Here is a 23,826-nt window from a genome sequence, read left to right on the forward strand (position 1 = left end):
AGTCCTTTCCCTTTATACTTGCAAACAGCATGCCAACTCTTTCGTCCTGTCTGAGACACAATCACAGCTTTCTCGTCCTTTTTCCTTAATCAAAAATGGTAAGCAGTATTCATAAATGACTAAAAAGGGACAATAAATGTGAGATGAATTTACATAAAAGGAGAAAATCACTTATTTATTCTTAGATACTATCAGAAAAATGGGAAAAATCTATTAGTATGTCAAACAATCTCACATATCCTCACATCATATAAACAGAAAAATCTTTTTTTTGAAACAAAGGAAGCGCCTGAAACGTATCTTTACTAGAGAGGCGGGATTATATATGGTTAAACTATTCATTTTGGCCGGAGCCATCAGCATACTCATTTCTGGTATTTTTATAGGGGCCTGGACGGGCGGACAGCGGGAAAGAGGCCATTTCCATTCCGAAACAAACGAACATCGGAAATTCAGAACACGGATCGGCATGATATTCGGTGTGATAGGGCTTCTTTTTTTAGCGGCTGCGGGGATGGCCTATATTTTATAAAAAATCAGGAGAGAAGAAATCAAAAGGAACTGAGGGGCAAAGACTGCAGCATCAAAAAAACCGGCCCCTCCTTAACGGAGAAACCGGCATACCTTGTTTATAACGGGAGACTCTTTGTCTGATCAGCCGTTTCCGCCTGCTCCTCATAGGAGGAAACCTTTCTCGTATCAGGTGCAATGAACGAGAGAATCAGAGAAATAGCCAGCACGGCGATCATAAACCCGCCGAATACATAAGGTGAGGCGCCATAAGAATCGGCCATCGCCGTCCAGGCCATCGGTCCGAAGCCGGCAATCGCTGCCGCAATCTGATAGCCTACCGAAAGGCCGGTATAGCGCACCTTCGCCGGAAACAGCTCCGAGAAAAACGTTCCCTGTGTCGAAAAGATGGCTCCCCAGATGATGCCGAGCATTGCAGTCTGCATGACAAAGAACCAGACTGTTCCTTTTCCAATCATGGTAAAATACGGAACAGCCAGCAGCAGCATTGCAATCAAGCCGCCGATATAAATCGTTTTTCGGCCAATATAATCAGACAGATAGCCTGCCAGCGGAATCGTCACCAGCATTACCGCACAGCTGACCGTCACGGCGGTTAAGGCCAAATCCCTCGAATAGCCGATATAAGTAGTGGCGTAGACAAGAATAAAAGACATGATAAAGACGTTAAACAGTCCATCCCCCACTTTTAAGCCGATCAAGTGCAAGACGTTTTTCCAATTGGAGCGAAACGTCTCGACGATCGGAACCTTCACAAGCTCTCCTTTCTCCTGCTGTTCCCGGAAAGCCGGTGTCTCTTCAATTCCGCTCCGGATCCATAGGGCCAGCACAATCAAAACCCCGCTGAGCAGAAAAGGAATCCTCCATCCCCACGCCATGAACTGGGCATCCGTTGTCAGCGAACTGATCAAGGTAAAACTGAACGTCCCGGCCACAAGTCCGATCGGTACACCCAGCTGCGGGATGGAACCGTACAATCCGCGAATCCCTTTAGGGGCATATTCCGTTGCCAGAAGAACCGCTCCGCCCCATTCCCCGCCAAGGGCCAGTCCTTGAATCAGCCTGAGCAGAACGAGAAGTGCCGGGGCAAGCAGTCCTACCTGTTCATATGTCGGCAGCGTCCCAATCAGAAAGGAGCTGCCGCCCATGCCAATCAGCGTCAGCATCAAGGAAGCCTTCCGACCGATCCGGTCCCCCATATGCCCAAACAGCACACTGCCGATCGGCCTTGCCGCATAACCGGCCCCGAAAGTCGCAAAGGCAATCAGGATGGAATCGGTCGGGTCATGATTAGGAAAAAAGAGAGTGGAAAATATAAGGCCAGTTGCCGTTCCATATAAATAAAAATCATACCATTCAATAACCGAACCAGCTACGCTCGCAAAAAGAATCCGGCTTTTCTTCATTTTGTTTCCCCCTCCCAAATGCCTGTTCATTTTTCATACTGTGCGTCCCACGCAGCCTTCCTCTCCGTCCCTCCCTTTCATTTTTTAAAACGCTTTCATATTTCTGTGTTCCTTTTTGGGACTGCCGCGGTGAACTGTCCTCTTTCATTTTAATACAACCTGTTAGACTGTCAATCTAATATTACAAATATTCTGAATTTTATACCGATCTTTCTTGCAGGCTTTATATTCACGATGACCAGATCAGTCATTTCCGTTCTTCCTGAATGGATTTTTTCTCTTTACTATACCATTTTCTGTTAAAATTTGTATAGATCCTCAACCGAAGAAAGGAGTGAATAGAGCTGAGCAATAACCATGATTCTGTTTTATATCGCGAAGTTCAAAAACCAAGACATTTCTTATATATCCTCGTGAGCATTTTGATCTCAGGCATTTTCTGGTGGGGGTTCATCCAGCAGGCGATAGTTGGAATTCCATTCGGAAATAAGCCGATGCCGAATACAGGATTGTTTTTACTCGGTGTATTGCTGCCACTGTTAGCCTTCCAGGTGAAAATGATAACGGAAGTGCGCAATGATGGGATTTATCTAAAATTTATCCCCTTTCATTTTACATACCGGCACTTTCCCTATCGAAGAATCCGCGAGTATAAAAAAGTCACTTTTCATTCACTGAAAGAGTTTGGCGGATGGGGAATCCGCATAAATCTGGATGGAAGACGCCTTTATAATATAGCGGGAAATGAAGGGATCGAATTAAGATTAGCATCGGGGAACACTGTGCTGATTGGAACAAGAAACCCTGAGGCGCTCAAAAAGGCATTAGATATGGCAGAGACTTAACAAACGGTTGGTACAGCTTCCTTTTTATAAAATATGAAATCAGAAGCGAGTGATAGTAAATGAAGGTAGAATTAACGAGATTCAGAGTGAAAGAGGGCAAATCGGTCCGCGTCGATGAATGGCTCAGTTTTTTAAATCAACACATGAAAGACGTGCTCATCACACTTGAGAACGAAAAAATGTATGTGGAAACAATTTTCCGAGAGCACCTGAACGGCGAAGAGTATTTGTATTGGTATTCCATCCAAGGTTCAGGAGGTCAAGACGTGCAGGATTCTGAGCATTGGATTGATCAAAAGCATCTAGCGTATTGGAGAGAATGCATCGATGAGACCTTTAAGCCTGTTGATTTGAACACAGAAGTCATCATGATTCCTGAAAAAATAAGAGAGCGGATGAAATAAAGCAAAAAAACAATCAGCCAACCAGAAATCGGGCTGATTGCTTTTTCTCGGGTTAAGCCAGTTCAATTCCGCCGGTAACCCCGTAGATCTGTGCAGTCACGTAGCTTGCTTCATCAGAAGCGAGGAACACATACACACTGGACAGTTCCACCGGCTGGCCGGCACGCTCCAATGGTACATTCTGACCGAATGAAGGGATGGCATCGCTCGGCTGGCCTCCGCAAATTTGCAGCGGCGTCCAGATTGGACCGGGTGCAACAGAATTGACGCGGATTCCTTTTGGTGCCAGCTGTTTGGCCAATCCGCGGGTAAAGCCGTTAATGGCAAACTTGGTCGCAGCATAATCCAGCAGATGCGCGCTCGGATTATAGCCTTGTACAGAAGATGTCGTGATAATCGAAGCTCCTGGATTTAGATGCGGCAGGGCGGCCTGAACCGTCCAATAAAGGGAGAAGACATTGATTTCAAATGTCTTGCGCAGCTGCTCCGTGGACAGGTCAGCGATGTCTGCAACCGACTGCTGCATACCGGCAACAAGGGCCAGGACATCCAATCCGCCCAATTCAGCATGGGCCCGTTCCACCAAATCCCGGCAAAACGCCTCATCGCTCAAGTCGCCCGGCAGGAGAACTGCCTTCTGCCCCTCTGCTTCAATCAGCTTTTTCACTTCATCCGCATCCGCCTGTTCTTCAGGCAGATAGTTCAGCGCAATATCGGCACCCTCTCTTGCATAAGCAATCGCTGCCGCCCGGCCGATTCCTGAATCTCCGCCCGTTACGAGTGCTTTCTTCCCTTTCAGTCTTCCTGTTCCTTTGTAGCTGGTTTCCCCGCAGTCCGGAAGCGGCTCCATCTTTTGCTGGACTGCCGGCGGTTCCTGATACTGTTTCGGAAAGTCCTCATTAAAGTATTGGGTCAATGGATTTTTTGATTCAGCCATCACAAACACTCCTTCATCAAATTGGGTTATACACGCACTAAGCCGAAGGTTCTTATTACAGAACCAGGCCTTTCCTATTTGGTTTCCCCTTTCTATTTTTTGCTAAACTAATAAAAACATCTCGCAAAATATTTTGGGCGGTCAGAATCATGAGTGAATAATGGATTTAATCGAAGGGGATATGTAATGAGAGTCTACACACTTTTTTCTTTTAAAATAAATATATGTAATAGCGTAGGTTGATTTCCTTTCCGGGTGGACGCTTTCCGCGGGCGGGGCAGAAATCAACGGATTTTAACAGCAATTTCATCCAAAATAACAAAAGACACCGAGAGGGCAGTTCAGGGGCCTCTCAATGCCTTTTTTCGACAATCTGAGGAGACAGACTCACAAGCGGGAGTCCCCTTCCAGCCTTAGTCTTTCGAATACTTTTCTTTCATCTCTTCTTCTTTGTCTCTGATCTTCGTCTTTAAGTTTTCCCCTTCTTCTGTGACGGTTTCTTTCAGTTCCTCATATTTCTGATCATAATACTCTTTAATGATGTCCTGGCGCTGCTGGCTCAGGCTGTTGACCTCCGAGTAGGTGTCATAATTGATTTGCTCTTTGTTTACCAGATAGTTTGCCGCTTCCGTTAGGCGATTGTGTTCATCAGAGGCTTTCCTTGAAAAAGCATTTCTCTGCTCAATCAGCTCACTGGTTTTTTTGTTCTGCTCTGTCCAGACAGCGCTCCAGTTCTTGTTGCCCCAGTTCCACCATTCGTTCCAGAGCCTGCTGCGTTCCGCTTCCCAAATTTTATTGAAGTCTTCTGCGCTGTTGACCGTCTTGAATTCTCCGCCGCCCGCTTCGGCTACATCCCTCAGCTGCTTTTGTCCTTTATTATCGACATTAAATCCGATGATATTGACCATGGCATCGATATTGGAATCATGGAGGTCCTTGGCGGCTTTGACCGGATCTCCGTCACAGGTTTCAATTCCGTCGCTGACGACATATATAATGTTCTGCCCGTCTGTCCCTGCTGCTTCAAAGTCTTTTTTCGTATCTGCGATCGCTTTTGCTATAGGCGTCCAGCCGGTCGGCTGAAACTTTCCAAGAGAGTCTTTGAAACTGCCTGAATCATAGGGTGCCAGATCATAAACGACTTCCGAGCTTTTACAGGACACTTCCTTATCGGCATCCTCATTGCTGCCTTCATGTCCGTATACCCGAAGCATAACATTCGCGCCTTCTGGCATCGTGGCCACGAATTCATCGACTGCCTGTTTGGCAAGCTCCATTTTCGTTTTCCCGTTCACTTTTTGAGCCATGCTTCCGCTCGCATCCAGCAGAACCGCGATATTGGCCTCCACGCCGACTTCCCCGCTGTCATCAATCTTGATTCCTCCGGGCATTTCCGTCAGCGCGGTCTGAATGGAAGGATCAAAGGACTCCATAAAATCATATTCCGCTTTATAATTGCTTCCTTCCCTTATCAGCTTCAGTAAAGCCTGATAGACTTCAAAACTGTCTTTATCGGCAAATGCTGTGTCATCCAGTTCGCGGTGAACGATCGCCTTGTTATACTTCGTCCCCGGATATTCTCCTGGTTTTTCGGCTGCGATTTCTTCTATCGAGCCTGCCACCTTAGTTGGATCATCTTTCTTTTCCGCATTTTCCTTTTTCCCGTTCTCCTCCTGCTTATTTTCCTGTTTTTCATCCCCTGAAGCCTTCTCTTCATTCGAGGCACCGCACCCGCTCAATAGGATGGAAAACAGTGCTAATGCGATGAATGTTTTCAGCTTATTCATTTTTTCATCTCCCTGCAGTTTTTTTAAAAAAAGGCATTCCCAGACTTGCATGCTTTCGTCCAGGAATGCCTTAGGTCATTTTTTTGCACTTTCCCCCATCTTCGGTATCAATAGGAAGAAGAGAAGGAAGGCTGCGATGGCTGCGATGACGCCAAGCAGGATGGGCAGGTCAAAGGAAAACTGGAAGTTTTTTTGGTCTGTCTCTTCAACCGCCGCCTGCGTCTGATAAGGTTCATCTGAAGAAAATAACCCCACTTGCTCAGCCTTGGCAATCACCGTATGATTCTCTCCCGCTCCGATCGTTTGAAACAGGAACGGTTTGATTTGTTCCCGAAGAGGAATCGTTTCTTCATCAAAAGTAAGTTTTCTTTGCTCTTCTGAAAGCTGCTTTTTCTGCTGGAACAGTGATTCCTCATGAAAGTAATCGGTCCGGATGTCCACGTCCTTTTCTTCATAGGAATTCGGCTCCACTGTGTCGCCCTCCTCAGCCTCGGCATCGATGGGCAGGATAAGGAAGGCCAAGATAAAAGCCGGAAGCAGCTTATATTTATTCCGCTTCATGGGCCGATTCCCGTTTTCCTTCCAGACGGCCGAGAATGTATGGCAGCACGCCGGCAAGAATGGCTGCTGCTGCAAGGCCAGCCGTGACGGCTGCATAAGAGGAGGCCGTGTTAAATTGAATGTCCATATACATATCCGCAATTGGATGATCCACACTGAAGTTCGGCAGAATCAAGTCCAGAAGCGGCATCGTAAAGAAGGCTATCATGGCAATAACCAGCAAGGATCCGATAAACGGCCCTATATAGAAGGCCAGGCGTGTAACCGCTGAGCAGAAGAACAGGAGAACCGTGGTGAATACCGTCCACTTAATCGCCTGAATGTCTTCCAGCGGATAAATCTTCAATCCATAGATGCTGATGATCAAGCCCACAATCAGGTTCAGCAGAAGGAACAATGCACTGTGAACCAGTACAGGAACAGCGGAGTAATGATGCAGGAAGAATCCAATCAATAGCCCGCTGATCAGTACAATAACCAGCATGACGATCGGCGGCAGGTTGACCGATTCCTCTTGCAGCACATCCCCGCTCAGCTGAACCGGATTCGCCAGGTAGTCATACACATAATCATTTTGCTGATCGTCAACAACCGTGTTATGCAGGACACTGTAAACATCGGTTTTGACTTTTTTCGTCGAATCTACATTCTGGGCCCAATTGGCATTCAGCTGGTCTGCCCGCTGCTGCACGGTTCCAACCTTTGTTTGCAGCTCACCGGTGTATTCTGTGACCTGGTCCTGCCGTTCTCCGACAGATGCGACCATTTCAGATATATGGCTTACGCTTGCCGCTGTGCTGTCCTGCATGGAAACAAACAGACTGCCGTCCAAGCCATCAACCGGCGCTGGATCGGTTTCTGGATCCTTCGTATTTGTCATCAGATTAGCAGAAACTTCATCAATTCCTGATGTGATGGCATTCAGTTCATCCATAATGGCCTGATGCTCTTTCTGCACATTTTGATCATAGAGGCTGATGAAATCGGAGACAGAGCCTGCAAATGTTTCAAAGTCCTGTTCATTCGCAGAAATCCCGTCCTTCACCGGGCCCACACCATTGTCGACAAAGCCCGGGAAATCAGCCTGATATTTTTCGATTGCCGCAAAGCTTGCCGCAAAAAGCTCATTCCTTTTTTCCTGAGATTGTTTTACGTTATCCTTCATTTCGCCATAAGAAGATAACATTCCGTAATAGTCGATCAATTTCTCTGAATCCCTTGTCAGGATAGGATGGCTGAAGAGATTTTGAAGCTGCTCTCTCCGGGGGCCTTCGGCAGCCGCTAACACTTCCGCTTCCTTGCCCTCTATTTTTTCGACCATTTCATCAATCGTCATTTTTTGCATCGTCTGCAAGTCTTCGATTTTTGCTGCAGCTTCTTCCGCTGCCTTTTTAGCTTCTTCTTTTTCTTTTGTATACCTTCCGTCCAGTTTGTCATATTCTGAGGAAAGGAGATCATATTCCTCAAGCAATGTACGGTATTTTTCATTCAGTTCGTTGTACTCTCCTGCCAAGCTTTGGTAGGCAGCTGAATGATCATTGGTCATTTCAGAGATTCTCTCGGACAGCTCATTGAGCGAACCGATAATACCTAAAAACGGATTCGGGACAGACGGCTGGTCTGGCTCAATTTCTGGTTCTGCTCCTGGTTCTGTTCCGTCTCCTGCTTCGCCATCTCCCGCATCACCCGCTTCTTCTTCCCCTTCATTCTCTCCTGGGTGATCGTTTTCTCCAGGAGCAGGGGCAGGCGGAGTCAGAGCGCTGAGCTCCTCTTTCAGACTGGCGATCTTAGCCAGCAGTTCATCGGAGTTAAACCCGCTCACCTCTTTGTCATCCGGCGCTTCTCCTGGATCCATGCCCGGTTTGTTTCCTTCCGGTTCTTCCCCATTCTCAGGGTCTGTCTGAGGATCGTCAGTCTTTGGAGGATCCGGCGGCACCTCCACATTTTTTCTGTTTTCAGCAAGCATCGCCTGGAACACATTCAAGTTATCCGTCTCGAATTGGGTCGTACTGGCCATCGCCTGTCTCTGGTTCTCGGAAATTTCGCTGATTTTTTGGTTTTGCGTGGCTTTCAGCTGGTCCGAGAACATGCTCAAATTTTGGCTGCTTTGCCGGATCCCGTTTTTCATCAGCGATACTTTCTCATTGAGGGACAGGCTCCGACCGCTCCCTTCCTGCTGATAGCTATAGGTCGGAATCGTATTTTGCTGAAATTGCGGGACAGCCGAAGCGCCGCTGTTCAAGATATCGGTATACTGCTTCATGCTGTTTTGCAGAAGCTGCTTGTTTTCCGCAGAGGTCAATTGGAACATGTCGCTTTGTGTCTGCTGATATTTCTGGAAGGCTTCGACACTGTCGACAAACTGAGATACATCGGCTTTAATTTGGTCCATTTCCCCCAATGTCTGCTGGCTTGTGCTTCCGGCTTGCTTAGTGGAGGCAAAGGCGCCTTCCAGCATTTTTTTATGCTGTTCGATTTCCCCGGCCAGTTTTTCGGAGCTCGGGGTATAGAATTGATACATCGTCGTCTGGAAAGCTATTTCCTTCTCCAGAATATTGTCGAATTTCTTGCGGATGTCATCGACAGACTGGGACACATAGCTCCAGTACATCGTCGAAACCGACTTATTCATCTTGTTTTTCGTTTTTTCCAGCTCTTTCTGGACCTTTTCCACGTTCTCCGCATTCAGGTCAGGCTGAATTTCATATTGGACGCCGGCCTTTACCGGACGGTCCTCGTTGAAAGTCAGAATGTTGCTGGAAAAGTCGGAAGGCAGGTATACAACGGCGTCATATCTCTTGCCCGCGAGCCCGTTCTCTGCAGTGCTCCGGTTCACGACATACCAATTATATTCCGAATTGGTGCCGAAGATTCCGGCGACTTCCTTCCCAAACTCAATTTCCTTATCATCCATAACCGCCCCGTTATCTTCATTGACAATGGCAATTTCACGCGTTGCCGGGTCCGTCCTTTTCATCGGATTTTGTCCGATATAGGAAAAGAAAGCGATTGGCATGACTATAATGATCAGGATTTTGACTAATAAGGATAAGGCCTTTCCCTTTCCCGCCATACACTCTCCCTCTTTCTACTTATATAATGGTATTTGCATTTTGCTTTCACGGCCATTCAGCACGAAATATCCGAACCCTGGCTGGATTTCCGCTTCTTTCCGGGAATACGCAAGGTTGTAGAGGCTTTGCTCAGATTTCTTCAGCAGCAGCACTGCCTGATGGATCTGTTTCAGTTCTGTTGTCAGGGTGTCGTAGCCTTTTGTGAATTCATTGGCATTGCCCGAGACGATCAGGGTAAAGCCAAGGTGGCTGTACTGCTTGATAAACAGGCTGATCCGATCCTGGATTTTGCTGTCGATGGACTGCTGGAATCTTGAAATGCCGTCGATGGCGAGAAGCAATGGAGAAAATTCAGGCTGGGTGGCCCCTTGTTCAAGCGCCTCCATATATTGCCGCTCCCTTTCTCCGAAGATGTCCATACACCGGTCGAGCCATGCTGCAATTTTGTCTTTGGAGTCCATATAGTGAACCTGTTCCTTTGCTGCATATCGGGAAAGACCCCGATCAACGCCGTCAAACACACCGATATCAGCTTCCGGCAGCTTCATAAGCTCATTCAGGATGATTTTCATCATATTCGTCTTTCCTTTACGCGACTGTCCGAGGATCAGCAGCTGAGGATTGGCTGTAAGATCAAGATAAACCGGTGTCACGCTTTCCTCTGACAGACCGATCGGGATAAGACCCGGCAGCCTGTTCTCCGGCACATACCGGCTAAGGATTTCAGCGTCCAGCATTTTCGGCAGCATCGGAATGGCCGGCGGTCTTTTTGCGTCCTGATGTCTGCTCTTCTGCCCGCTGATTTCCTGCTTCAGCGCTTCCAGAACTTCAATGTCATCCTTGCCCTCTCCCGGCAGGTACAGCTGCACAAGGCTTGTCTGATCCGTCTTGATCAAAGCCCGGCCCGGCACCGGTTCATTCTCATACGGGGTGCGCCCGAGGACGGAATATTGCTCCGAGCTGTCCAGCAGGTAATGGACAATCTTCGTCTTCAACGTATTCATCAGCGGCAGCCGGACCGCATTGATCCTTGTCGCCGCCAAAATCATGAAAATGCCAAGTGACTGGCCATCCCTCGCAAACTGGGTGAACTGAATTTCTGCTTCCTGCATTTCGTCTTTGACGAGGTCATAGTTATCGACAGCGATAAAAATGACCGGAAGCTTTTCTTCTGAAAGGGCATTATACATGCTGATGCTGCTTACTTCCTTCTCGGAAAACAGCTGTTTTCGTTTCTCCATTTCCGTCTTCATGAAAGTCATGAATTTCTCGATCTTCCGCTGCTCGTCAAACCGGAAATAATCGCCGGTATGCGGAAGCTGGCGAAGCGGCAGCAGTGCGCTGTTCCCAAAATCGAAAATGTAATAATGAAGTTCTTCAGGCGTGAGGCCTTCGGCAAAACTCATCAGCAGTGTCAGCACTGTATTCGATTTCCCGTAGCCCGATGAACCGAAAATCCCGATGTTTCCGTCTTCAATCCAGGTATATTCGTATGGAGTCTGGCTTTGCAGCTCCGGCTCATCCTTCAATCCTATGTAAAAAACGTTCTCTTTGCGGTTCGGTGCCTGCCTGCGTGCCAGGCGCTCCTCAAGCGGCGGCAGCCATGGGCTTTCCAGTTTTTCAAGCTGCATCTCTTTTTGCGTCTGGACAACCTTCCTGACGACGGCTTCGATTTCGCTCACCTTCTCCTTCGCCGCCCGCTTCTGTTCATTCACTTCTGAAATCCGGACAAGCCCAAGGTCCGTGACCAAGGCCACTTCTTCTTCCGCTCCCAGGGTGTCCTCATTATAAGGAGCCCCGCTCCACGCTGACTGGAACAGTTCATATACCTCATTGTTGCCGACCTGCAAATACCCGCGGCCGATGCCTGTAATATTGGCGGCATCTCCATTTTTCAAGATTTCCTTACTGTCGCTCTCATCCTGTACCTTCAGTGCAATCCGGAACCTTGCGTTGCTCCAAATTTGGTTGTCGATCACGCCGCCCGGCTTTTGCGTCGCCAGGATCAGGTGTACGCCCAGACTCCGTCCGATTCGGGCTGTGCTGACCAATTCCCGGATAAATTCCGGCTCCTCATTCTTCAATTCAGCGAACTCATCCGAAATCAGGAATAAATGCGGCAGCGGCTTCTCTGCTTTTCCCGCTTTATACAAATCCGTGTAATCGTTGATATGATTCACTTCATATTTGTCGAACAGCCTTTGCCGCTTCTTCAGCTCGCTGTTGATAGAAGCGAGCGCCCGGGCACTGAAGTTCTTGCTGCCTTCAATATTCGTAATGACCCCGAGCAGATGGGGGATATTTTTGAACGGCTGTGCCATCCCCCCGCCTTTATAGTCAATTAACAGGAAAGCCACTTCATGCGGATGGTAATGCACGGCAAGCGACAGGATATACGTCTGCAGCATTTCACTTTTCCCTGATCCCGTTGTCCCGGCCACAAGCCCGTGCGGACCATGCGCTTTTTCATGAAGATTGAGCTCCGCACGGTCATTCTTGCCCTTCAGCCCGATCGGGACGGCAAGCGACTGAGAAGATTGGTTTGTCAGCCAATTCGTCCGAATCGGCAAATCCTCCGTCTCCTTCACATCGAGCATTTCCATGAACGAAACCATGTCAGGAATGGAATTATTCATCCCCTTCTGATGATCGAGCGAACGCAGCAGCCGGGCATATCTTTCATTGCCTTCTGCTCCATGCCGGTCCAGCCGGAATGGCGTATGGACGGCCTTGCCCTGTTCAATCAGCACTTCCCCTTCCTGCTCATTGATGTACTTTACAAGCGTGTGAACGTGCTCAGACAGGCTTTCCTTCGCATCCGCCGCAAAAATGGCCGAAATGCCGAGCTCGCTGTCTTTTCCTTCCAGATACTCCATAATGACATGGTCTTCAATCAAATTGCGGTCCGTAACGATGAACACCACATGGGGAGAGAAATACCGCTTCCCCTTGTTCTCATCCAGATCCCTCTCCCTCACCATCTGGTAAAGGGATGACAGCAGCTGGTCACGGGTCCGCTCATTGTAGATCAGCCCTTTAGCATATGAATGGGGCAGCTGGAAATGCGGCAGCCATTTCATCCATTCCCATTCCTGATAATTCTTTTCCGGAAAAATTGCGACAAACCGGACATCATGGTAGCTATGGAAAAAGGCAATCTGTCCGATCAGCTGCTGCAGTTCATGCTTCACAATCGTTTCCTTGCCGACAAGTCCCATTGAACCGCTTGGAAGCTCCGCCGTCAGCGGCACATCCTCCACATTCTTATACACTTCGACAAGCTCCTGAGACTGCTCCAGCAAATCATCGATATCCCTATTCGACATATCATTGCTTGCGACGGCCACCTCATAGGTTGCCGGAATTTTCGCCGTGCCGAGCCGGAATGTGAGGAAATCCTCACTCTCCAGCGTCCGTTCCCAAATCCGGTCGCTGATCGTGCCAGCCATCACCTTCATCCGCTCAAAGGACGGGTAATGATAGAAAAGAACCTGTTTTTGCTTATCCGACAAAGCCTGCAGTTCTTCACGCTTTTGCTGCAAATAACGGGTATACACCCGGAGCCTTCTTTCCTCCCGTTTCTTGCGGTTTTTCTTTTCCCGAAAATACTGGACACTCGAAGTGAAGAGGGTTGCCGTGAACATGACCATCGAAATAATAATAAACAGACCGCGCGGCTGGATCAGGGCGATGACTCCCATCGCAGTCAGCATCAGCAAAGGCGGCAGGATAATCAGCCAAAGTCCCCGCTGGTTATCATCCTGTTCCTGGCTCGGGAACGAAATCTGCACCTTCTCTTCAGGGAGATCATAAATCATCCTTGGAGTCCGGCGATATTCCGGATAGTTCTTCTTCATTTCGGAAATCGGCTGCATCGTTTCGGACAGCCGGGTTTCAAACGGGCCCGCACTTGCGATCTGCAGCAAATCGCCTTCGACAATGGATAGCAGCATATACGGCCAGCATACGATGTCTCCGTTTTGCAGTCTGACGGCCTCTTTCACTTCCATCCCATTCAGATAAAGGGAGCTGTCCGCAGAAGGAATCAGATGCCAGCCCCCGTTTTGTCTCAATAGGGAAAAGGATCCCCGGCTCCCCGGCTGCTGTACATCTGCCTCATTTCCGCCGGAAAAAACGAGTTCCTCTTCAGCTCCTATGTAATAAAGATGTTCCTGCCATGCTTCCGGTGTATAAAAGATGGACAGGGGCTCCGCGCCCGCTTTCAGCTCAAGCCGTTCCTCCGGCCTGAGGATGCTTGTACCTCCGCTATGATGGACCGTGAAAGAATCGCCATTCTTCTGCAGTTCAACCTTGCCTTCTTCCCTTGGAAGTGAACGGATCGTAAGGTCATCCTTCTCCTCCCGGCCGATGACAATCGTGCCGGTCCGGCTGTCCTTCAGCTGAAAGAGCTGAAACGTTCCTTTATAAAAAATCCATAATCGACTCATGATTCTCAACTCCCGCAGCCGGCCAATTCCTGGTCTTCAGCTGGTCATTTTTCTTTTGGTTCTTCTTTGGCCGCTTCCTTATCCTTGTTCTCCTCATTCGCGCCATCGTTCGCTTCTCCCTCTGCTGGTTTTCCTTCTTCCTGCTGAAGCTCCCCATCAGGCTGCCCTGTACCAGAGGCTGCATCGGAAGCCGGCTCTTCTGCCTCTCCGTCTTCCTCCAGCTGTCTCTCATACTCTTCGATTTCCTGCTTGTACTCTTCCAATTCCGTTTCGATGCTGTTCATCTCTTCTTTCTTTTCGTCATCAGAAAGCTTGGAGTCAGCCTTGATCTCCTCCTGGCGCTGATACAGCGCGTACATAATCATGTCCCGTGCCTCCAGAGACCGGGCAACGCTTAGTGCCTCCTCGCTTTCGCCCCTGCCGATATGGATCCAGTACTGGAAAAACTGGCTGTCAGTCTGAAGCGTCAGGCTCTTGTCGACATTCTTCCGCTGTTCATCCGCCAGCGCAATGTATGGGACATACGACTTGGCCAGCTCATATTGAACGACATACGGCATCTTTTCCGGTTTATATGGCTCAAGCCCTTCGATGACCTCACTGTATTTCTGCTTCAGGAAATTCTCATTGCTTTGAACGTACGCTTCCTGCCTTGGATGTGAAAAAAGGAGAGAATAGACCGCATAGACAAGAACCGGCACAAGAACGGCTGCCGTCCCCCAAAATAGGTAGCGCTGCACCCGCCACTTCTTCTCAGGAATATGGATAAACGCCTTCTCTTTTTCTTCCAGACTATTAATCTCTGCAGCAATCAAAGCCGAAAGGGAATCAAAGCTTTTCGCCTCCATAATCTCCTTCGCCTTTGGAGACAGTTTAAGTGTCTCGTAATATAACAAATACTGTTCAAAATCAAACTGCCCGTCCACAAGCCCGGCGACAGAAGCCTTCGTCTCCTTCAGCACCCTCTCCTGATCATCCTCATAAGGCGGCAGGCTTTCCCTGATCCCATAATGGAAGAAATACGGAAAAGCACTCGAATCGAATAGAATATTTTCAGGACAGACAAGCAGATTCAGCCGGGAAAACCGATGCTCTTTCACCTTTTTCACCAGCTGATGGGCCGCATACCATTTAGTCAGCTCTGCTTTTTGACCCATTTTTTTATAGGCAGACAAAGAGGAAGGCGGCGTATAAGTGATCCGCACTTCGTTTTCCGTTACTTCAATCTCCTTGTGAATTCCGGGGTCGATTTCCTTGATTAACTCCAGCTCTAACGGATGCTGCATCGCCAGATTCGCCCGCTGAAAAACCATGACACAGCCGTCATCAGACCGAATCTCTGCTCCTGTCTGATTTTCCAAATATGATGGATTCTTTTCCATAAATGCTTGCTCCTTCTAATTTCCCTCGCTTAAGGGCTCACAGACTAATTTCCTATTTTTTACACATAGATAAGCCGGCTACAGCACCTCAATCCGGTCTCCCGCCGTGATGCCGCTGTCCTGAAGGGTTTCATATCCCGGACAGACCCGATCCTTGTTTTGCACTCTGACCCAATAGCCTTCACGCGGGACAGCCTCGATCCCTTTGACCTGCCAGACAATCTCAATCACTTTCTTAATGGACCGAAGATCAGAAACCTGGAGATCGAATACTTCCCCGGTATATCGATTCAGATCAATTGTCAATTGAATATACACGCCATCACCTCTAAAAAAAAACAAAATCCATCCTGTGTTCGCAAAGAAAAAAGCGCCCTCATCCCTATCGATTCGCGGCGCTTCCTCATTGAACCAAGATTTTCTCTCTTTATAACCGGTTACCCGCGAATTTGGCTGGCGATATCCCTGTCTGTATCTTCTAGAATCTGAGCAGATTTTTCCAATTGCTGGGAAACCTCTGTAAGAAGGCGGGCCATCTCGTTAAAAGAAGGCTTCAATTCCTCATACTGAGCAGCGAACGCTTCACTGGACGCCCCTTCCCAAATACTGACCAAATGGCTGATCATATTATCCAGCCGGACAATCTGCTCTGATACATTGCTGCTTTCGTTCTGGTACTGTCTGGCTACTTCTACTAACTCAGCTGGTGTTACGCGAATAATTCCTGACATAAATAACTCCTCCTTAAAATTGTGAATGTAGTTACATTTTAAGTGAATCATACATTTTTTGCCATAAGGATTCCGAATTTGAGGGAAAAATGGATATATATTCTTAGATTTCCTTTTTATAAATTTGGAACTCTTATCCTATTTACCTATATATCTAGTAAAATAAACCTGTTAAAGGAATATAAAGGAAATAATGTGTTTTTGATTCCATATTAGTAGGTAAAAAGAAGTCGCAGCTTCCCTTTCGAAAGACCCCTCCGAACACTTCGGAACCGCAGCTTATAGGGTGCGGGAAATTCGGAACCCCCTTCTTAAGCAAGCACCTCTCCCTTTTCATGCATCCGTTTTGTTTCCACGTGGAACATTTTTGTCTAACCCTTCTATTCACGGGGTATATAGCCAGTAAGAAGCAGCCGTAACAGAGATGGAGATTAAGGAGGGTACATAATGAAGTGGAAAGGCAGACAAGGAAGCACGAATGTAGAAGACCGCAGAGGAAGCAGTGTCGGCGGGAAAACGATGTTCGGGGGCGGAATCGGCCTCGTTGTCATCCTGATTGTCACGCTCCTCGGCGGCAATCCTTCTGAACTTCTCAGCAGCTTCCAGGACACCGGGACGGTCAGCAGCGTTCCCTATACAGAAACCGAAGAGGAAATGGAAGCAGCCGAGTTTGTTTCAGTCGTATTGGCCGATACAGAAGAAGTCTGGACCGAGATCTTTAAAAAGGAAGGCCTGACCTATGAAAAGCCGACACTCGTCCTGTTTACCGGAAGCGTCCAATCCGCCTGCGGGACAGCCGGGGCTTCCGCCGGACCGTTCTATTGTCCCGGAGATGAGAAACTGTATATCGACCTGAGCTTTTATGACGAGCTTGAGCAGCAATTGCATGCTCCCGGAGACTTTGCCATGGCCTATGTCATCGCCCATGAAGTCGGGCACCACGTCCAAAACCAGCTCGGCACCATGGAAAAGATCCAGTCCCTCCGCAGCAGGCTAAGTGAAACAGAATATAACAAATATCAAGTAAGACTCGAACTGCAGGCCGACTATTACGCCGGCGTCTGGGCCCACTACGCCCAGGAAATGAACCTTTTGGAAGAAGGAGACCTGGATGAAGCCATCACAGCCGCCAGTGCCGTCGGCGATGACACCCTGCAGAAACAGGCAAGGGGCTACGTCGTCCCTGAAACCTTCACCCACGGCACATCCGCCCAAAGACAGCGCTGGTTCAGCAAAGGTTTCCAATCCGGAACAATTGAAGACGGCGACACCTTTAATGCCGAAAGTTTGTAAGTCCCCATTCAAAAATGCCTGGATCCTAGTGGCACCAGGCATTTCTTATTGGTCTGAAACACACTCGATTCTTCCCCTTTTGCCATCTCCCCCAACAGAAGAATCGCTGTCCCTTTGCTCACAGCCGGCTGAATAAAACAAGACTGGAATTCATTTAACAGCGTGTTAAAATAAGCAAATCAGTGTGTAGAGATATTGGTCAAGAGACTGGCCAAAAATACATGTCGCAAGATACGTCTGCCATCTGAAATTTTCATCTTCGGAGGGTAAAAATGATGTACAAGGAAGCTCGGCTGCCGCAAAATCCAAAAGAAGGAATCCTATTTCTACTGATTATTTCCATTATTTCAGTCAATACGATCGCCCCGATTATTATGGGGATGGAACGTGGTTTCAGTAAAGAAAATTATCTTGAAACGCTCAAGATTATGCCGGTTATGTGGGTGATCGTTGTTTTATTAGTCACATTAGTGGCCGGACCGTTAGCGGGAAAAGCAATGCCAAAATTCACCGGACAACAGGATGGATTTAATGCACGGGTGTTATTAACGATTGTATTAAACGTAACCGTGTTATCGATCCTTCTGACCATTATCGGAACTTGGGTGGGCACGAAACAAATTAGCCTTGATCCTATTCAGAACTTCTTTCCCAAATGGTTTAGAAACTTCGGTGTTGCCTTTTGGATTGAACTGGTCATCGCACAGCCTATTGCGAGATTTGCTATGAAAAAACTGCATGAAAAGCAAACCGTAAAACAGGAGCCGTAAAATTAAATAAACGCAGACTCTTTCATAGCCGATTGGTTTGATTCAAGCCAGTCGGCTTTTTAGTGCAAAAATCCCCCCATCAATTTCCTTTGAGAAATTTGATGAGGGGTAAATGTTGCTGCATCGACTTCCGGTGCAGGAACGCTTTCCGGGGGGCCTGGCTCAAGCCTTCAGTCTCTCCCTCTTACCGCATAACACTTACCTCGGCGTATGAACCGGCAGTTTCCGATGTTTGGTTTTCTGTTCGAATGAATACGCAATTCCAAGCAGGGTTCCCTCTTCAAACGGCCGGGCTAAAAGCTCCAAACCAACCGGGATGCCTTCTTCTGTAAATCCAGCAGGGACGCTGACTGCCGGCAGACCGGAATAGGCGCTTAGATCCCCATTATTGTCCTCCCATTTTTGTTCAGATAGATAAGGTGCCGGGGATTGGAAGGTAGGATACAAAATGGCATCCAACTCTAAGTCATTCATCTTCTTGATGATTGTTTCCCGATATTGTTCTCTTTCATCTAATCGCTTTTTATAAATCGGGTCTTCCAGCGACATTAACGACGCTTCTGTTAAATCTCCCATGATAGTCGGGCTGCACAGACCAGATTCGATAATCTCTTCTAATGTGGATACCGGACGGCTTTCCCCTAAAGAATTCAAATACTCTTCAATGGCTGTCTTAAATTCAAATTTTGGAATACTGAGTGCATCGAAATCCAGCAATTCCTGCAGCCTGATTTCTAGCATTTCCGCTCCGTTGCTTTCCATATCCGAAATAGCCTTCAGCAAGACTTTATTGACAGGCTCAGAGTCTTTGTTTCCGCCAAATCTATCAATTAAAATTCCTATTTTCACTTTCTTCAATTGATTTGACTGCAGATAGGCCAGATAGCTTTCCGGCTGTCTGTCTTCTCCTGCTTTTGTACTCGGATCTCTCTCATCAAATTTTCCTGCCAGGATGTCCATGACAAGGGCGACATCCTCCACATTTCTGCCAATAGGCCCTCCTGTATCCTGGGTGAATGAGATAGGGATGATTCCAGATCTGCTCGTTAACCCTTGAGTAGGCCGCAAACCTACCAAATTATTATGCGCCGCCGGGTTGCGGATGGAGCATCCTGTATCAGTTCCTAATCCAACGGCTGCAAAATTTGCTGCTACAGCAGCCGCCGTTCCGCCGCTCGATCCTCCTGGATGCCTCTCCAGCTTATATGGATTCAATGTTTGCCCGCCCAGAGAGCTATGAGTGGAAATCCCATACGCAAACTCATGCATGTTGGACTTGCCAATGATGACTGCGCCGGCTTCCTTTAATTGCTGCACCATAAAAGAATCCTGCAGCGGATAAGAATTTTTCAATACAAGAGAGGAAGCTGTTGTGAGCATATCAAATGTATCGTAATTATCCTTCAGAACAATCGGTATTCCATGCAGCCATCCCCTGATTCCCTGTTCCTCCCTCTCCCTGTCCAATTCACGGGCAGTCAGGATGGCCCTTTCATTCACGTATACAAGCGAATTAATGGCTGGTCCTTCCTTATCATATTTTTTGATTCTCTCTAAATATTTCACTGTTAATTCCTCTGAAGTGACCAATCCCTGTTCCATGGCATTTTGCAGTTCCTTAACCGACAGTTCTGTGATGTCCAGTCCGTCTTCATTCCATACACTTTTTACTGCCGCTTCATTATTTTCTTGTATCATATTTACACCCCTTCTATTAAAGAAATTATTATCGCAATAATACTGCCTCTAATTCTTCTGTTTCCTGATTCAATGGATGGAAACAGGCGTAGGAACGTTCACTCCCATCGTTTTGTACACTCATAGGCGGATGAGCTTCAAAGCAGGCAGGCGTTGCATAGCTGCATACCCCTGCAAACGAGCAGCCCGAGCTCTTGTTCGAGGACCCTGACGGATAGACTTCTTTGAATTCCGAAGAGTCATCCCGTTTTTCCAGTGTCAAAACGGATTCAAGCAGCATTTCCGAAATCGGATGATACGGCTTTGCATAGAGGTCATCCACTTCTGCCGCCTCGACAATTTTCCCTTTATAAAGCACAGCAACTCTATGGCAAAAAAACTTTATGACACTTAAGTTATGGCCAATAAATAAATAAGTGAGGTTAAATTCTTCTTGGAGGTCTAACAGCAGGTTTAGGATTTGCGCCTGAATGGAGACATCAAGCGCTGAAGTCGGTTCATCCAGCACAAGAAATTCAGGCTTCAAAGCCAAGGCCCTCGCTATTCCGATCCGCTGGCGCTGCCCGCCGGAAAACTCATGTGGAAACCGATAGAAGTGTTCGGGCTTTAACCCGACTCTTTTTAATAGCTGCATAGCATCCCGCTCTGCTTCATATTTATTTTCGGCTACACCGAGCCGCAGCATCGGCGCCGTAATTTGCTCGCCGATTGTTTTTCTTGGGTTTAACGAAGAGGTGCTGTCCTGAAAGATCATCTGCATCTTAAGGTAATAGGGGGTTTTTTCTTTATCTGTCAATTGGCTGATTTCTTCGCCGTTAAATTTTATGGAACCGCTGCTTGGATTCGAAAGACCCATAATCATCCGGCCCAGAGTAGATTTACCTGATCCAGATTCACCGATTAACCCAAGGATTTCTCCTTTTTTTATCTCTAAGTTCACATCATCAATGGCTTTAAAGAATTCTTTTTTGCGGAATAGTTTATTATTTTTTTTCGGGAACCGTTTATGAAGGTGCTGGATTTCTAATAATGCAGTCATGTTCAGATTACCTCCTTAGCATGATAGCAATGCACAAATTGAGAGGCTGCTTTGTTGGGATAGGTTGCTTCCGGAAAGGCCTGCTTGCATAGTCCGGTGCCATACTGGCAGCGGTCGAAGAAACTGCAGCCAGACGGCAGATGAATTAAATCCGGCGGTGTCCCGTCAATTTGGGCAAGCCTTTTCGCGCCAGCCCCCTCCAATTCTTGATATTCTGGCATGGCGCCCATCAGCCCTTTAGTATACGGATGCGTTGGTTTAATCAGGATTTCCGAAGTCTCACCATATTCCACAATCCTTCCGGCATACATCACTGCCACCGTATCACATAAATTGGCCACCACTCCAAAATCATGGGTGATGATCAGGATGGCCGTTCCCATTTCCTTATTGATTTTTTTTAATAAATCCAGGATTTGTTTTTGAATGGTAGCATCAAGCGCAGTCGTCGGTTCATCTGCTATTAATAGTTTTGGATTACAACTTAAAGCCATTGCAATCATGACCCTTTGCCTCATCCCTCCGCTTAAAGCATGGGGATAAGCGGCAAGGACTCGTTCCGGCTCATGGATGCCCACCAATTCCAGTAAGTGAAGAGCTTCTGCGTTTGCTTCCTTTTTCTTGATTTTTTTACGGGAACGGATGATTTCAAGCATTTGATTGCCAATCGTATAAGAGGGATCCATGGCCGTTAATGGATTTTGGAAGATCATCGCAATCTCTTCTCCTTGTATTCTTCGGTATTCCTTCGTGCTTTTCCCAACAAGATTCTCTCCATTAAAAAGTATATGACCATCTTCAATTTTTCCGTTTGGCTGAGGCACCAGTCCTAAAATGGATAAACCTGTAATACTTTTTCCAGATCCCGATTCGCCGACAAGAGCCATGATCTCTCCTTTAGCAATGGAAAAAGAAACACCATTCACCGCTTTCACCTTCCCCCTGGCTGTATGAAAATGTGTTTTTAAATTGGAAACTTCCAGTAATGTCATAACTTTTTCCCCTCTCTCCTTCGATATTATTGAGTGCGCTTATACGGATCAAAAATATCCCTGATTCCGTCTCCCAGCCAGTTGAAAGCAGTAGCCACAATTAGAATAACCAATCCCGGAATGGTCGCAATATGGGGGGCTCCCTGTGTCAGCACCTTCATTCCGTCGGACGTCATTTTTCCCCAATCGGCATCCGGCGGCTGAACACCAAGTCCCAAAAAGCTAAGACCGGCCCCGAATACCATCGCTACCCCAATTAATGTAGTCGAATATACGATGAGATCAGAAATGACATTGGGCAGTACTTCTTTGAAAGCAATCTGAACCTTACTGGCCCCTAAAATTTTGGAGGCTTCCACATATTCCTTCATTTTCTCATTGACCGTTGAGGTATAAACGACTCTCGTCATATATGGGAGCATGACCAGACAGCAGGAGGTCATGATTGTTAAAATGCCTGCCCCGATAATGGCTGAAATGACAATGGCCAGAAGCACCATCGGAAAGGCAAACAGCACGTCCAGCAGCCGCATGATTACTTCCCCGGTTTTCCCTCCCCAATAGCCTGCGAACAGTCCGAGCATCAAACTGATACCGAACACTAGAACAATCGGCACAACCGCTGTTAGTAAGGAAGTTCTCCCGCCCCAGATCAGCCGGCTCAAAATATCTCTCCCCTGTTCATCCACTCCCAATATATGCCCCGGTGTGCCGATACCTAACAGCCGCTTAGATCCGTGCGCCATATTGGGATCATAAGGAGCAATAAACGGGGCAAGCAAAGAAACGGCTGTCACCAAGAGGATGATAAAGAGACCGGCTACCGCCAGCTTATCTTTTTTAAAAATATTCCATAGCTGGCTGACCTTGTTTTCCTTCTGAATGGCAGGCTGATGGTCTAGGACTTGCTCAGTTTCCAAAACGGGTTCTAATTTTTCCATTTGATTCATTCTCCTTCCTATTAATGTTTGAGGCGTGGATTGAGAGCCGCAACCAATAAATCATTGATCAGATTGACCAGTACAAAACTAATGGCAATAAAAAGAACGCCGGCTTGGACCATTGGCAGATCCTGTCCTGTAATAGATGCATACAGCTGGCTCCCAAGTCCCGGCCAGGAAAATACTACTTCTACAAATAAGGCACCGCCCAGCAGTGAGCCAACCTGCAGTCCTGTCATATTGATGATTGGTGATAAGATGTTGCGAAACGCATGCTTCACGACAATTTTCTTTTCTGAAATTCCATAAGCCCTGAATGTTTTAATATAATCCGAATTGAAAGCATCGATTAAACTGCTCCTCGTCAGTCGGGCAATGACAGCGAGTGAAACCGTCGCCGCTGCAATCGAAGGCAGGATAAGATGCTGAAGCACACTAAGGATACTCCCGTCTGTTCTCATATCGTACATGCCAAATGCCGGAAGCCAGCCAAATTGAATCGAGAAGATCCACATAAGCATGATCGCCAGCCAAAAGACAGGTACATTCGCGCCAAATTGCGCGAAGAACATAGAGACGCGATCAAACCAGGAATACGGTTTTAATCCGGCGAACAGGCCGATTAACACTCCTCCAATGATACATACTGCCAGGCTTCCTGCCGTTAGGATCAGCGTATTGAGCAATTTTGGCAGCAGGACTGTATCAACGGGCACCCTCATCGTGATTGAGGTTCCAAGGTCTCCTGTCAGCATATGCCCCAGCCATATTCCATACTGTGTGAAAAACGGTTTATCCAGGCCTAAATCCTGTCTCAGTGCAGCCACGGATTCCTCGGTAGCAGCCTGTCCTAATATTTTCACAGCCGGATCCCCCGGAATCAGATACACGATGGAAAACACCAAAAATGAGACACCAAACAAAATTGGAATAATCGCCAAAATTCGCTTTATCGCATATGAAAGCATACTTCACACACCATCCTTT

The 23,826-nt window shown here is 47.4% G+C and carries 19 protein-coding genes; 5 read left to right on the forward strand and 14 right to left on the reverse strand.

Annotated features, from left to right (window positions below; all coding sequences use genetic code 11):
- Nucleotides 1-325 precede the first annotated feature (325 nt).
- Entirely contained in the window at nucleotides 326-532 is a 207-nt protein-coding gene (locus tag BQ4305_RS04225; protein ID WP_110926617.1) for a DUF5316 family protein, read from the forward strand.
- 97 nt (nucleotides 533-629) lie between these two features.
- On the opposite strand, the gene BQ4305_RS04230 is transcribed toward BQ4305_RS04225, so the two are convergent.
- A complete protein-coding gene (locus BQ4305_RS04230; RefSeq protein ID WP_110926618.1) occupies nucleotides 630-1,937 on the reverse strand; it encodes an MFS transporter in 1,308 nt (435 codons plus the stop codon).
- A 344-nt stretch (nucleotides 1,938-2,281) separates the two neighbouring features.
- On the opposite strand from BQ4305_RS04230, the gene BQ4305_RS04240 reads away from it, so the two are divergent.
- Both BQ4305_RS04240 and BQ4305_RS04245 read left to right on the forward strand, forming a co-directional pair.
- Nucleotides 2,282-2,782, forward strand: coding sequence for a DUF6141 family protein (locus tag BQ4305_RS04240; protein ID WP_110926620.1), 501 nt, complete (start codon nucleotides 2,282-2,284; stop codon nucleotides 2,780-2,782).
- A 59-nt stretch (nucleotides 2,783-2,841) separates the two neighbouring features.
- Complete coding sequence (locus BQ4305_RS04245; RefSeq protein ID WP_110926621.1) at nucleotides 2,842-3,186, forward strand: DUF6176 family protein; 345 nt, start codon at nucleotides 2,842-2,844, stop codon at nucleotides 3,184-3,186.
- Nucleotides 3,187-3,238: 52 nt separating this feature from the next.
- Here BQ4305_RS04245 and BQ4305_RS04250 read toward each other — a convergent pair whose 3' ends face one another.
- From BQ4305_RS04250 to BQ4305_RS04285, 8 genes are all read right to left on the reverse strand, one after another.
- A complete protein-coding gene (locus BQ4305_RS04250; RefSeq protein WP_110926622.1) occupies nucleotides 3,239-4,123 on the reverse strand; it encodes an SDR family oxidoreductase in 885 nt (294 codons plus the stop codon).
- 413 nt (nucleotides 4,124-4,536) lie between these two features.
- Entirely contained in the window at nucleotides 4,537-5,910 is a 1,374-nt protein-coding gene (locus tag BQ4305_RS04255; protein ID WP_110926860.1) for a VWA domain-containing protein, read from the reverse strand.
- Between the two features lie 75 nt (nucleotides 5,911-5,985).
- Nucleotides 5,986-6,471, reverse strand: a complete 486-nt coding sequence (gene essA / locus BQ4305_RS04260; RefSeq protein ID WP_199880550.1) for a type VII secretion protein EssA — start codon at nucleotides 6,469-6,471, stop codon at nucleotides 5,986-5,988.
- Nucleotides 6,458-9,544 carry a type VII secretion protein EsaA gene (gene esaA, locus BQ4305_RS04265; RefSeq protein WP_110926624.1) on the reverse strand — a complete coding sequence of 1,029 codons (3,087 nt, stop codon included), beginning with the start codon at nucleotides 9,542-9,544 and terminating at the stop codon, nucleotides 6,458-6,460. Before esaA ends, essA begins: the two co-directional genes overlap by 14 nt.
- 15 nt (nucleotides 9,545-9,559) lie before the next feature.
- Nucleotides 9,560-13,993, reverse strand: coding sequence for a type VII secretion protein EssC (essC, locus tag BQ4305_RS04270; protein ID WP_110926625.1), 4,434 nt, complete (start codon nucleotides 13,991-13,993; stop codon nucleotides 9,560-9,562).
- A gap of 44 nt (nucleotides 13,994-14,037) precedes the next feature.
- Entirely contained in the window at nucleotides 14,038-15,375 is a 1,338-nt protein-coding gene (gene essB / locus BQ4305_RS04275) for a type VII secretion protein EssB (protein ID WP_110926626.1), read from the reverse strand.
- A gap of 78 nt (nucleotides 15,376-15,453) precedes the next feature.
- Complete coding sequence (locus tag BQ4305_RS04280; protein WP_110926627.1) at nucleotides 15,454-15,693, reverse strand: ESX secretion system protein YukD; 240 nt, start codon at nucleotides 15,691-15,693, stop codon at nucleotides 15,454-15,456.
- A 119-nt stretch (nucleotides 15,694-15,812) separates the two neighbouring features.
- On the reverse strand, nucleotides 15,813-16,106 hold the full coding sequence (locus tag BQ4305_RS04285) for a WXG100 family type VII secretion target (RefSeq protein ID WP_110926628.1): 294 nt from the start codon (nucleotides 16,104-16,106) through the stop codon (nucleotides 15,813-15,815).
- Nucleotides 16,107-16,553: 447 nt separating this feature from the next.
- Between BQ4305_RS04285 and ypfJ the strand changes: the two genes are divergently transcribed.
- On the forward strand, nucleotides 16,554-17,399 hold the full coding sequence (gene ypfJ, locus BQ4305_RS04290; RefSeq protein WP_110926629.1) for a KPN_02809 family neutral zinc metallopeptidase: 846 nt from the start codon (nucleotides 16,554-16,556) through the stop codon (nucleotides 17,397-17,399).
- A 275-nt stretch (nucleotides 17,400-17,674) separates the two neighbouring features.
- Nucleotides 17,675-18,169: a hypothetical protein gene (locus BQ4305_RS04295; RefSeq protein WP_110926861.1), complete on the forward strand. Its 495-nt coding sequence runs from the start codon at nucleotides 17,675-17,677 to the stop codon at nucleotides 18,167-18,169.
- A 198-nt stretch (nucleotides 18,170-18,367) separates the two neighbouring features.
- On the opposite strand, the gene BQ4305_RS04300 is transcribed toward BQ4305_RS04295, so the two are convergent.
- Genes BQ4305_RS04300 through BQ4305_RS04320 form a run of 5 tightly spaced genes read right to left on the reverse strand, consistent with a single transcriptional unit; the run spans nucleotide 18,368 to nucleotide 23,807 of the window.
- Nucleotides 18,368-19,867 carry an amidase gene (locus tag BQ4305_RS04300; protein WP_110926630.1) on the reverse strand — a complete coding sequence of 500 codons (1,500 nt, stop codon included), beginning with the start codon at nucleotides 19,865-19,867 and terminating at the stop codon, nucleotides 18,368-18,370.
- 28 nt (nucleotides 19,868-19,895) lie between these two features.
- Nucleotides 19,896-20,906, reverse strand: coding sequence for an oligopeptide/dipeptide ABC transporter ATP-binding protein (locus tag BQ4305_RS04305; protein WP_110926631.1), 1,011 nt, complete (start codon nucleotides 20,904-20,906; stop codon nucleotides 19,896-19,898).
- Nucleotides 20,907-20,908: 2 nt separating this feature from the next.
- Complete coding sequence (locus BQ4305_RS04310; RefSeq protein ID WP_110926632.1) at nucleotides 20,909-21,898, reverse strand: ABC transporter ATP-binding protein; 990 nt, start codon at nucleotides 21,896-21,898, stop codon at nucleotides 20,909-20,911.
- A 26-nt stretch (nucleotides 21,899-21,924) separates the two neighbouring features.
- Nucleotides 21,925-22,839: an ABC transporter permease gene (locus BQ4305_RS04315; protein ID WP_110926633.1), complete on the reverse strand. Its 915-nt coding sequence runs from the start codon at nucleotides 22,837-22,839 to the stop codon at nucleotides 21,925-21,927.
- Nucleotides 22,840-22,859: 20 nt separating this feature from the next.
- Entirely contained in the window at nucleotides 22,860-23,807 is a 948-nt protein-coding gene (locus tag BQ4305_RS04320) for an ABC transporter permease (RefSeq protein WP_110926634.1), read from the reverse strand.
- Nucleotides 23,808-23,826: the final 19 nt, after the last annotated feature.

The sequence above is a fragment of the Bacillus massiliglaciei genome, assembly GCF_900098925.1.
Classification (GTDB): Bacteria; Bacillota; Bacilli; order Bacillales; family DSM-1321; genus Peribacillus; species Peribacillus massiliglaciei.

Excerpts from the sequence above, each read along its gene's own strand:
- BQ4305_RS04230 (WP_110926618.1), bottom strand. The coding sequence starts at position 1,937 with ATGAAGAAAAGCCGGATTCTTTTTGCGAGCGTAGCTGGTTCGGTTATT.
- esaA (WP_110926624.1), bottom strand. The coding sequence starts at position 9,544 with ATGGCGGGAAAGGGAAAGGCCTTATCCTTATTAGTCAAAATCCTGATC.
- ypfJ (WP_110926629.1), top strand. The coding sequence starts at position 16,554 with ATGAAGTGGAAAGGCAGACAAGGAAGCACGAATGTAGAAGACCGCAGA.
- BQ4305_RS04310 (WP_110926632.1), bottom strand. The coding sequence starts at position 21,898 with ATGACATTACTGGAAGTTTCCAATTTAAAAACACATTTTCATACAGCC.
- essC (WP_110926625.1), bottom strand. The coding sequence starts at position 13,993 with ATGAGTCGATTATGGATTTTTTATAAAGGAACGTTTCAGCTCTTTCAG.
- BQ4305_RS04320 (WP_110926634.1), bottom strand. The coding sequence starts at position 23,807 with ATGCTTTCATATGCGATAAAGCGAATTTTGGCGATTATTCCAATTTTG.
- essA (WP_199880550.1), bottom strand. The coding sequence starts at position 6,471 with ATGAAGCGGAATAAATATAAGCTGCTTCCGGCTTTTATCTTGGCCTTC.
- essB (WP_110926626.1), bottom strand. The coding sequence starts at position 15,375 with ATGGAAAAGAATCCATCATATTTGGAAAATCAGACAGGAGCAGAGATT.
- BQ4305_RS04295 (WP_110926861.1), top strand. The coding sequence starts at position 17,675 with ATGTACAAGGAAGCTCGGCTGCCGCAAAATCCAAAAGAAGGAATCCTA.
- BQ4305_RS04250 (WP_110926622.1), bottom strand. The coding sequence starts at position 4,123 with ATGGCTGAATCAAAAAATCCATTGACCCAATACTTTAATGAGGACTTT.
- BQ4305_RS04255 (WP_110926860.1), bottom strand. The coding sequence starts at position 5,910 with ATGAATAAGCTGAAAACATTCATCGCATTAGCACTGTTTTCCATCCTA.
- BQ4305_RS04300 (WP_110926630.1), bottom strand. The coding sequence starts at position 19,867 with ATGATACAAGAAAATAATGAAGCGGCAGTAAAAAGTGTATGGAATGAA.
- BQ4305_RS04225 (WP_110926617.1), top strand. The coding sequence starts at position 326 with ATGGTTAAACTATTCATTTTGGCCGGAGCCATCAGCATACTCATTTCT.
- BQ4305_RS04285 (WP_110926628.1), bottom strand. The coding sequence starts at position 16,106 with ATGTCAGGAATTATTCGCGTAACACCAGCTGAGTTAGTAGAAGTAGCC.
- BQ4305_RS04305 (WP_110926631.1), bottom strand. The coding sequence starts at position 20,906 with ATGACTGCATTATTAGAAATCCAGCACCTTCATAAACGGTTCCCGAAA.
- BQ4305_RS04315 (WP_110926633.1), bottom strand. The coding sequence starts at position 22,839 with ATGGAAAAATTAGAACCCGTTTTGGAAACTGAGCAAGTCCTAGACCAT.
- BQ4305_RS04245 (WP_110926621.1), top strand. The coding sequence starts at position 2,842 with ATGAAGGTAGAATTAACGAGATTCAGAGTGAAAGAGGGCAAATCGGTC.